Origin of the sequence: Sinomonas sp. G460-2, assembly GCF_047759905.1 — a bacterium.
GTDB lineage: Bacteria > Actinomycetota > Actinomycetes > Actinomycetales > Micrococcaceae > Sinomonas.
Genome location: NZ_JBKZWT010000143.1, coordinates 1 through 8,799, shown reverse-complemented (window position 1 = coordinate 8,799; position 8,799 = coordinate 1). Strand labels below are relative to the sequence as shown.

11 protein-coding genes are annotated in these 8,799 nt (G+C 70.7%); 3 read left to right on the top strand and 8 right to left on the bottom strand.

Annotated elements, in window-relative coordinates; all coding sequences use genetic code 11:
- A partial coding sequence (locus tag ACLN58_RS13520; RefSeq protein WP_415855781.1) for an NAD-dependent epimerase/dehydratase family protein occupies window positions 1–656 on the bottom strand: 656 nt, incomplete at its 3' end.
- Between the two features lie 122 nt (window positions 657–778).
- On the opposite strand from ACLN58_RS13520, the gene ACLN58_RS13515 reads away from it, so the two are divergent.
- A complete protein-coding gene (locus ACLN58_RS13515; RefSeq protein ID WP_415855780.1) occupies window positions 779–1,462 on the top strand; it encodes a TetR/AcrR family transcriptional regulator in 684 nt (227 codons plus the stop codon).
- Between the two features lie 26 nt (window positions 1,463–1,488).
- On the opposite strand, the gene ACLN58_RS13510 is transcribed toward ACLN58_RS13515, so the two are convergent.
- Entirely contained in the window at window positions 1,489–1,737 is a 249-nt protein-coding gene (locus tag ACLN58_RS13510; RefSeq protein WP_415855779.1) for a hypothetical protein, read from the bottom strand.
- A 93-nt stretch (window positions 1,738–1,830) separates the two neighbouring features.
- Between ACLN58_RS13510 and ACLN58_RS13505 the strand changes: the two genes are divergently transcribed.
- On the top strand, window positions 1,831–2,820 hold the full coding sequence (locus ACLN58_RS13505) for a helix-turn-helix domain-containing protein (protein ID WP_415855778.1): 990 nt from the start codon (window positions 1,831–1,833) through the stop codon (window positions 2,818–2,820).
- 156 nt (window positions 2,821–2,976) lie between these two features.
- Here ACLN58_RS13505 and ACLN58_RS13500 read toward each other — a convergent pair whose 3' ends face one another.
- Window positions 2,977–4,407 carry a PQQ-binding-like beta-propeller repeat protein gene (locus ACLN58_RS13500; protein WP_415855777.1) on the bottom strand — a complete coding sequence of 477 codons (1,431 nt, stop codon included), beginning with the start codon at window positions 4,405–4,407 and terminating at the stop codon, window positions 2,977–2,979.
- Window positions 4,408–4,635: 228 nt separating this feature from the next.
- Here ACLN58_RS13500 and ACLN58_RS13495 point away from each other — a divergent pair, with 228 nt between their 5' ends.
- Window positions 4,636–6,024: an NAD-dependent succinate-semialdehyde dehydrogenase gene (locus ACLN58_RS13495; RefSeq protein WP_415855782.1), complete on the top strand. Its 1,389-nt coding sequence runs from the start codon at window positions 4,636–4,638 to the stop codon at window positions 6,022–6,024.
- A 1-nt stretch (window position 6,025) separates the two neighbouring features.
- On the opposite strand, the gene ACLN58_RS13490 is transcribed toward ACLN58_RS13495, so the two are convergent.
- The 5 genes from ACLN58_RS13490 to ACLN58_RS13470 all read right to left on the bottom strand — a co-directional run bounded on the left by ACLN58_RS13490 (window position 6,026) and on the right by ACLN58_RS13470 (window position 8,663).
- On the bottom strand, window positions 6,026–6,649 hold the full coding sequence (locus ACLN58_RS13490; RefSeq protein ID WP_415855776.1) for a hypothetical protein: 624 nt from the start codon (window positions 6,647–6,649) through the stop codon (window positions 6,026–6,028).
- Window positions 6,646–7,044 (bottom strand): MmcQ/YjbR family DNA-binding protein, encoded by a 399-nt coding sequence (locus ACLN58_RS13485; RefSeq protein WP_415855775.1) that lies wholly within the window; start codon window positions 7,042–7,044, stop codon window positions 6,646–6,648. Before ACLN58_RS13485 ends, ACLN58_RS13490 begins: the two co-directional genes overlap by 4 nt.
- A gap of 52 nt (window positions 7,045–7,096) precedes the next feature.
- Complete coding sequence (locus ACLN58_RS13480) at window positions 7,097–7,222, bottom strand: hypothetical protein (protein WP_415855774.1); 126 nt, start codon at window positions 7,220–7,222, stop codon at window positions 7,097–7,099.
- Window positions 7,223–7,327: 105 nt separating this feature from the next.
- Complete coding sequence (locus tag ACLN58_RS13475) at window positions 7,328–8,155, bottom strand: polysaccharide deacetylase family protein (RefSeq protein WP_415855773.1); 828 nt, start codon at window positions 8,153–8,155, stop codon at window positions 7,328–7,330.
- A gap of 70 nt (window positions 8,156–8,225) precedes the next feature.
- Complete coding sequence (locus tag ACLN58_RS13470; RefSeq protein ID WP_415855772.1) at window positions 8,226–8,663, bottom strand: CoA-binding protein; 438 nt, start codon at window positions 8,661–8,663, stop codon at window positions 8,226–8,228.
- Between the last annotated feature and the right edge of the window lie 136 nt (window positions 8,664–8,799).

Here is an 8,799-nt window from a genome sequence, read left to right as displayed (position 1 = left end):
GTGACGGCGTGCCAGGCGCGGCCCCACGCCGACTCGTCGGCGCCCACGGCGATCATCGTGCGGGCCATGTCGCCGACATAGGTCCAGCTGTGGGGCGCATCCAGATCGGCCGGGGCCAGGGCGCGGCGTCCCTTGAGCACCGCGGGAAGGACCATGATCGTGAAAGTGGTCTGCGCGCCGGCGCCCAGATAGTCGGAGCCGCGCACCTCCGCCGTGCGGATCCGGCCCGCGGTGTGGGCTTCGAGCTGGGCCGCCCACATGCCGGCCCGGACGCGGCCCTTCGCCGAGTTCGGCCGCGCCGGGAGGTCCTCGGTCATGGGGCCCGCGACCTCGCCGTACGAATACAGGTTCCCGGCGCTGATCAGGACCGCCCCGGTCAGCTCGGCGGCACGGACGACGGCGGCGCTCAGGGGCGGGAACTCGGCTAGCCAGCGGTGGTACGCAGGGGCCGCGCACTGGTACAGCACGGCGGCCCCGTCAGCGAGCCGAGCGAGCGCCTCGGGATCGGCGGCGCTGGCCGCGCGGCGGTCGATGCGCGAGTGCTCGGGGCCGCTCCCGCTACGGGTGACGAGCCGGACCTGCTCGCCCCGCTCAGCTAGCAGGCGGGCGACGGCGGAGCCCACCGGTCCCGCTCCCACCACGACATGCAACGACATGAGAAGCTCCTTCGAGAACAGTGTTCACTAATAAGAACAATGTACTCATGCTGTCAACATTCATCAAGAACAGTGTTCTCGCTTCGTGGCACTGTTCCCTGGCTTATGGGAGGGTAGGAGGCATGCCAGCACCATCACTGCGCGCGCGGATCCGCAGCGAGCTCGTGGAGGAGATCAAGGCGGCGGCTCGCCGACGGCTCGCGACCGACGGCGCGAACCTGTCGCTCCGCGCCGTCGCCCGCGACCTGGGCATGGTCCCCTCCGCCCTCTATCGCTACTTCCCGAGCCGGGACGAGCTGCTGACCGCACTGATCGTCGAAGGCTACGAGGCGATGGCAGAGGCCGCCCAGCGAGCAGAGGCCAAGGTCTCCCGCACCGATCTGCGGGGCCGCTGGCTGGCCACCGGGCACGCGGTGCGAGACTGGGCCCTCGCCCATCCGGCCGAGTATGGCCTGCTCTACGGAACCCCGGTCCCCGGTTACTCGGCTCCGCCGGACACCGTGGGACCGGCGTCGTCGGTGATCTTCATCCTCACGGGGATCGCCGCCACGGCGGCACCGGCCGAGGAGCCACCCGGGACACCGCTGCCTGAGGGCGTGCGGACCGATCTGCGCCGCCTCATCGACCAGCAGGGCGGCGGGATCAGCGAGGGCCTGCTCGAACGGGTCTTCGCGAGCTGGACTCATCTGTACGGCCTCGTCAGCTTCGAGGTCTTCGGACGCCTCGAGGGCACCATCAAGGCCCGCCGCGACTACTTCGAGCACCAGATGAGCCTCATGGCGGACCTCGCGGGCCTCCCCACCTGACCCGCGGTCCCGCTCAGAAAAGCCGCTCAGTAGAGTCGTCCGAGGAGGCCCGAGGCGTGGGCGAGGCGGGCGTCCTCCTCGCGGCGGGCGCGGAGCCGGGCGTCGATCTCGGCCGATTGGCGAACCTCGTGGAGCAGCCAGCCCCACGCGCGAGCGACGGCGGAGCGCGCCTCCGCGAGGCCCGCGGACCGGGTGGGTGAGCGCCTGGGCAGCGAGGCGGCGCGGGTGGTGGGGACGGTCGGGAGGGAGGGAACGGTGCAAGCGTTGGTGGTCATGCCCTGAAGTCTGCGCCGACCCCACTGACCGCGAAACGATTCGGCTCTGCCCAAATCCTCGACCCGAGAACCCCAGATTCCTAGGCTGGATCCATGTTCATCACGCTCACGAGCGAGGACCTCACGAGGGTGCGCTTCGAAGCCTCGCCCCTGTGGGAAACCGTCACGAGCCTCCGGGCGCTCCAGCAGGGCACGCCGCTGCACCGGCCGTGGATCGAGGAGGCGAAGAAGCGGCTCGCCGACGCGGCGGAACCGAAGGCGCGAGAGCATCTCCGCGTGCTCACGACGCTCGTTCCCGCGAAGGGCCCCATCCCCGACGCGCTCACGCCGACGCCGCTCCGGCAGGATTCGTTCAGCGAGACGCTCAAGGCGTTCGCCACGATCCCGGCCGAGCTGTGGCTCCGCGACCTCGGCTACCTCGACCACAGTGGCCTCCCCGACTACTCGCGCAGGATCATCGACGAGTTCCGCGCCGACATCGACGCGGCCGTGCCCCGCATCACCGCCGCCCTCGAGTGGTACTGGGCCACCGCCGTCGAGCCTTACTGGCCGCGCCTGCGCTCGGTGCTGCTCGCGGACATCGACTCGCGCCTCGAGGAGCTCGCCCACCACGGCATCCAGGAGGTCTTCAAGACCCTGCACCCCAGCGTCCGCCCCACGCCCGACGGCCTCGAGATCATGCGCGGCTGCGAGGCGACCGACCTCCCCGAGCCGGGCCGCGGGCTCATCCTCGTGCCGAACGCGTTCGTGTGGCCGAACACGCTCGTGCTCAACACGGCTCCGTTCATCCCGACGATCACGTACGCGCCGCGCGGCGTGGGCCGCCTGTGGGAGAAGGGCCGCGACACGAAGGAGAGCCCTGTCTCGCGGCTCCTCGGGCGAACCCGGGCGCAGATCCTCGCCCAGCTCGACGTCCCGATGACGACGACGCAGCTCGCCTGCGCGCTCGACCTCGCCGCCGGGACGGTCAGCAGCCACCTCAAGATCCTCGCCGAATCGGGGCTCACCGAGCCGGTGCGGGCCGGGCGCGAGGTGTTCTACCAGCGGGGCCGCGTGGGCGAGGAGCTGCTCGCGCGGGTGTGAGGCGGCGGCCGAGACCCCACACCACCCCGCCAGCGACCCCGCAACGCGGCCACCCGCCGTCGTCCGTTCGCGACCGTGATTGACGGCCGTTATCGGCGTGTCGGGCGCGACACGCCGCGTCAGGGCCGGATCAGGCGGCCGATGCCGGTCGGAAACTCACCGCGGCGCCCACGTCAGCGCCGTGACGCCGTTGAGCGTCCCGACGAAGACCCGGCTGCCGGAGAGGGTCGGGGTCACGAAGTGCGGGACTGCCCCGAGCTGCGCCTGCTCGAGGACGTGGCCGGTTCCGGGGTCAAGGGCGTAGAGCTCGCCGGTGCCGTAGTCGACGACCCACACGGCCCCCGCCCCGGTCACCGGCGATCCGGCCGCGTGCAGGGGCAGCTTCCAGCCCGTTCGGATCGCGGCCGGGGTGGATACCGTCACCTGCTGCAGCCCGTCCCGGCAGGGTACGTAGAGGGTCATCCCCGCCACCGCGGCCGCCCCGAAGGCCCGGCACACGCTGGCCTGCGCGAGCTCACCACCGATCCCGCCGAGGTGGTTGGGGTCCAGGAGGTAAGCCGTGCCGCTCTTGCCGTCCATGAACACGTACGGGCCCACGCGGACGGGCGTCGTCGAACCGAGGTCGGCATCGCTCGCGTTCTCCTGGGCCCACGTGGTCGGGGCGAAGAAGTCGGTGCGGTGCAGCGAGGCGTCGAGGGAGAGCACTGAGTCGGAGCCGTCGTAGCTCGTGGTCGATGCCCCGTTGCCCACCCCTACCAGAAGTCGTGAACCGTCGACGGCGGGGCCGCCGGGCGCCCAGATCCCGCCCTGGCGGGGCGTCGGCACCACGTAAGAGTCGATCGTCCCGCCACCCGCGGTGGGCACCGAGAGGACGGTGCCCGTGTAGTCCGAGCAGTCGCCGTAGAGCCCGCCATAGGCGATGTAGACGCGGCCGCCCAGGAGGGCGAGCGCGGCCCGCTGCTGGTACGCGAGGGGGTCGCCGTGGGGAGGCTCGACGTCGCGGCGCACCACGAGCGAGCCGTCCTCGGCATCGAGGCCGACGAGTTCGTGGTGTCCGCCGGCAAGCTCCGCGACCGCGAAGACCAGCCCCGTGTCCGGGTCGTAGACCGGCGTTCCCGTGATGCCCAGGGGGTCAATGTCGCCGCAGGGAAGCGCAGACTGAGGGACGGGCGAGCCGAGGTTGCGCTGCCACACGATCCGCCCGGTCGCGGCGTCGAGGGCGTAGACCGTGTCCGACTCCGTCGCCGCGATCACCCGGCCTCGGACCACGAGCGGCTCGCCGTAGACGGCGCCGTCGAGCTGCGTGGTCCAGGCGGCGCGAAGCGGCCCCACGTCGGGCAGTCCCGTTGCGGCCCCGGTGCGGGCCGCGTCTCGGTGATACGTCGGCCAGTCGTCCGGCTCCAGCGGTTGCGGGCTGCGCGCGCCGGGGGACGCCGTCAAGGGGACGCTGGAGGTCTGGGTGGGCGGCGCCGTCGTCTGCGCCGACGTGCAGCCGGCCACGAGAACGAGAGCCAAGGCGGCCGCGGCCCGCAGAAGCCCACCAAGCGTCCCGCCCGCCGTCGTCCCCGCCATGCCTGTCGCGCCCATCGTGATCCCGCCTTCTCCAAGGCCGAGTACCGCTCGCTTCCAAGGGTTGCACGGAAGGCGACCACGCGCCGTCGTTCGCTCACGTTGCGTCGTCACCTCCGCGGGGAGCGCACCCTGCGGACGTGACGGCGCGACCTGGGGTGGGCCCCGTAGGTGACAGGCGTTGCCCGTGGTGATAAAGCGTAAGGGGAACCATCAACGCACCAGAAGGAGCCAGCCGTGACCACCATGAGCCCCGCTGAACCCGGCTACCGCGTCCTGAACCCGGCGACGGGCGAGGTTGTCGAGACGTTCGCCACGGCGAGCGACGCCGAGATCCAGGCCGCGATCGCAGCGGCCGCCGCTGCGTACGAGACGTGGAGCGACGTGCCGATCGCGGATCGGGCCCCGATCGTGGCCCGCGTCGGGGAGCTGTTCGCGGAGCGCGCCGACGAGCTCGCGACGATCATCACCACAGAGATGGGCAAGCCGCTCTCGCAGTCGCGCGGCGAGGCCGAGTTCGCTGCGGACATCTTCCGCTACTTCGCTGCACAGGGCCCCGGGCTCGCCGCGGACCAGGAGATCACGACGTTCTCAGGCGGCCGTGCGGTGGTCCAGAGGCTCCCGATCGGGCCGCTCCTGGGCATCATGCCGTGGAACTACCCGTACTATCAGGTGGCCCGCTTCGCCGCGCCGAACCTCATGCTCGGCAACACGATCCTGCTCAAGCACGCCGAGAACTGCCCGCGCTCGGCCCTCGCGATCCAGCAGATCATGGACGATGCCGGGGTCCCGGCCGGTGCCTACGTCAACGTCTTCGCGAGCCACGCGCAGGTCGCGGACATCATCGCGGACCCGCGCATCCAGGGCGTCTCGCTCACGGGATCCGAGCGCGCGGGGGCGATCATCGGCGAGCTCGCCGGCAGGAACCTCAAGAAGGCCGTCCTCGAGCTCGGCGGCTCCGACCCGTACGTGGTGCTCGACGCCGCGGACGTGGCCGGCGCGGCCGCCACCGCGTGGGCCACGCGCATGGAGAACACGGGCCAGGCATGCAATTCGAACAAGCGCATGATCGTCGCCGACGGCATCTTCGACGACTTCGTCGCGGAGCTCACTGCCCGCGCCCAGGGGCTCACCCCGGGCGACCCCGCGGCAGACGCCGAGGGCACGTTCGCCCCGCTCTCCTCCCGGGCAGCCGCAGAGGGCCTCGCCGCACAGGTGCAGGACGCCGTGGACAAGGGCGCCACGCTCCACGCGGGCGGCGTCCTCGAGGACGGCGATGCCGCGTACTTCTCCCCCGCCGTCCTCACGGGCGTCACCCCGGACATGCGCGCCTACCGGGAGGAGCTCTTCGGACCGGTCGCCGTGGTCTACAAAGTCGCGGACGACGACGAGGCCGTGCGCCTCGCGAACGACTCGCCCTACGGCCTGGGCGGCGCCGTGTTCTCCGACGACCCCGAGCGGGCCGCTCGGGTCGCCTCGCGGCTCGAAGTCGGGATGTCCAATGTGAACATCCCCGCGGCGGAGGGCGCGGAGATGCCGTTCGGCGGCGTCAAGCGCTCGGGCTTCGGGCGCGAGCTCGGCCCGCTCGGCATGGAGGAATTCGTGAACAAGCGCCTCTTCTTCATCGCGGACTGATTCAGGCGCCCGCCGAGCGGCACGCGGTGATCCCCCGCCGCGCCCAGTCGACCTGATCGGGCGTGCCGACGCGGACCGCCCACTGCTCGGAGAGCTGGAACTCCACGAGCGCGCGGTGCGCCTCGCCGGCGTCGAGCAGGTGCCATCCGAGGTTGCCGTGCAGGCCCACGCACCAACGCTGGACGCGCGGCGAGTGGGCGCCGGCGGCGTACTCGACGCCTGCACGCGTCCACGATTCGGCGTGGCCGTCGTCGGCGAGGGCGAGCATGTGCAGCGCGTCCGCCGCGAGGAACTCCTCCCCGAGGTGCTCCCCGAGCTCCGCGGCCTGCTCGAAGAGCGGGACGGCCATGGCCGCGTGCCCCGCGGAGTTGAGCACGCGACCCCGCTCGAGGAGGACGCGGACCGCGATCGTGGGGTCCTGCTCGGCGTCGACCGCGTCGAGGATCGCGTCGGCTTCCTCGAAGCGGCCCTGCAGGCCGATGGCCCGCCCAAGCTGGGTGGTCAACTCGGCCAGCTCGACGCCGTCGTACTCAGGGTCGTCGAGCGCGCGCCGGAAGGCCTCCTCCGACGCCGCAGGGTTGTGGAAGTCCCACAGGTGGTCAAGGGTGGCTTGTTCGAGCGTCATTGGGCCAACCTCGACCATCCGAGCGATTCCCGCTGGCCCTTCGGGAGCGACGCGACGACGAGGTCGTACGAATCCTCGACCATGTCCCGCACGGCACCCACGGACAGCTCGCCATCGAGGCGCACGCCGTTCCAGTGCTTCTTGTTCATGTGGTACGCGCCCGTGATCTCCGCGTGGGCCGCGCGCAGCTGCACGGCGAGCGCCGGATCGCATTTGAGCGAGAGCGACAGCGGCCGCTGCTCCGGGCGGATCGCCGCGAACATCTTGCCTTCGACGGCGGAGCCCGCCGAGGCGAGCGGGCGGACTTTGTAGACGGCAACTTCGGGCCCAAACGGGTAATCCTCGTAGGCACCTGGGAAGGACAGGCAGAGCTCTCTCACCGCATCGGCATCCATGGCCTCAGCCTAACCGCGCTCGCCTCCCCTCGCAGGGGAGGCGAGCGCCGCGTCAGGCCTGCCGGTGTTCGACGTCGACGGGCGAGCCCCACAGGAGAGCCCGGATCATTGCCGCGATCGCCGACCAGAAGCCGCCGCGGCCGACCGTGAGGGGTGCAAAGGGCCGGTACACGATCATCGGTCTTCCTTTCAGGATCGAAGTGCTCGTGCATCCACTCTGTGCCGAACGCCTTGCACGGCGCTTTCGGCTGGCTTTGCGCCGGCTGTAGATGCGGCGGACGCGCTACTCGGCCCCGATGAACCGCTCGAGGTTCACCACGGTGAGGCCCGCCGCGAGCTGGGCCGCACGGAACGCCTCGAGATCGCCCACGAACTCCTCCCGGAAGTGCATGAGCACCACGTCTCCGGGCCGCAGCCCGTTGCCGTATTGGTAGTCCATGTGGCTGGCGTTGACCTTCGTCTCCCAGTCCACGACCGCCTTGATGCCGGCGTCGGCGCAGGCCTTGCGCATGACGTTCGAGTACGCGCCGCCGGGCGGGCGGAAGAGCGTGGGGCGGCGGCCGAACGTCGCCTGGGCGTAGTCCTGCATGCCCTTGATCTCGGCGAGCTGGTAGGCGTAGGTCTTCGTGGACATCTGCACGTCGTGGCTGACTGTGTGGTTCTCCACGAAGTCGCCCTCACGCATGAATTGGCGGAAGTAGTCCGGGCTGTCCTGCACGAAGTTCTTCGTGAGGAACATCGAGATCGGGTAGTTGTACTTGCGCAGGAGGTCGATCGCCTCGGGCTTCTTCGTGATGCCGTCGTCGATCGTCAGAAAGACGACGGGCTGCTTCGTGGTCACGCGCGTGATGACGGGAGCCAAGCCGTTCTGGATCGGCGGGAGCTTGAAGTCGGACTCGAAATGAGGCGGCGCGGGCGGGGCGGGCGCCGGTGCCTGATCCGAAGAGTCGGCCGTCACCTGGACGCCGGTGTCCGGGGGGATGTCCGCGACGGGCGTCGCACGCGGCGGCCGCAGCTCACCGCTTGCGCTCAGCGCCCCGCCCACGGCGGCAGCGCCGAGGATCGCCAGCGCGGCGCGACGGGTGGGACGGAAGCGGGCAGGATCAGGCATGGAATCCCCTGTGAGGGCGAACGGGTCAATGCTTAGCGTACGGCAAGCACATTAACGTCCGGATAACAAGTCAAACGCCCGGGCTCTTGGCTCGACGCCACACTTCCTGCGCCGGGCATGAGTTCATGACGACGTCGAGGCCGGCCTTCGCGGCCCGCTCCGCGGCGGCCTCGTCGATCACTCCAAGCTGCAGCCACACGGCCTTGGCACCCACCGCGATCGCCTCGTCCACCACCTCACCGACGCGCTGTGAGTTCACAAAGCAATCGACGACGTCGATCGGGTGCAGTTCGGGCGGGATGTCCGCGAGGTGCTTGTAGCCCGTCTCGCCGTGGACGTCCTCGCCGCGGGGGTTGATCGGGATGATGCGCTGGCCCAGCTCGTCACGGACGAACTCGGACACTGAATAGGCGGAGCGCCACTGGTTCTGGCTCAGTCCCACGATGGCCCACCGGCCGGGCGTGTTCATGAGCCGTTCGATGACCTCGGGATCGTTGACATGTCCCATAACCTCACTCTACGCCGCGCGCTCCGGAATCTGGCGGAAGAGCCGCGGGGCCGGTTCCGCTGTAAGGGAACCGGCCCCGCGGGCCTTTGTCGCGACGGCGAGCGGGCAATTACGCCTTCGCGCCCTCGACGGCAGA

Coding starts and splice junctions, on each gene's coding strand:
- ACLN58_RS13475 (WP_415855773.1), bottom strand. CDS start 8,155: ATGCCTGATCCTGCCCGCTTCCGTCCCACCCGTCGCGCCGCGCTGGCG.
- ACLN58_RS13480 (WP_415855774.1), bottom strand. CDS start 7,222: ATGATCGTGTACCGGCCCTTTGCACCCCTCACGGTCGGCCGCGGCGGC.
- ACLN58_RS13500 (WP_415855777.1), bottom strand. CDS start 4,407: ATGGGCGCGACAGGCATGGCGGGGACGACGGCGGGCGGGACGCTTGGT.
- ACLN58_RS13490 (WP_415855776.1), bottom strand. CDS start 6,649: ATGACGCTCGAACAAGCCACCCTTGACCACCTGTGGGACTTCCACAAC.
- ACLN58_RS13495 (WP_415855782.1), top strand. CDS start 4,636: ATGAGCCCCGCTGAACCCGGCTACCGCGTCCTGAACCCGGCGACGGGC.
- ACLN58_RS13505 (WP_415855778.1), top strand. CDS start 1,831: ATGTTCATCACGCTCACGAGCGAGGACCTCACGAGGGTGCGCTTCGAA.
- ACLN58_RS13470 (WP_415855772.1), bottom strand. CDS start 8,663: ATGGGACATGTCAACGATCCCGAGGTCATCGAACGGCTCATGAACACG.
- ACLN58_RS13510 (WP_415855779.1), bottom strand. CDS start 1,737: ATGACCACCAACGCTTGCACCGTTCCCTCCCTCCCGACCGTCCCCACC.
- ACLN58_RS13485 (WP_415855775.1), bottom strand. CDS start 7,044: ATGGATGCCGATGCGGTGAGAGAGCTCTGCCTGTCCTTCCCAGGTGCC.
- ACLN58_RS13515 (WP_415855780.1), top strand. CDS start 779: ATGCCAGCACCATCACTGCGCGCGCGGATCCGCAGCGAGCTCGTGGAG.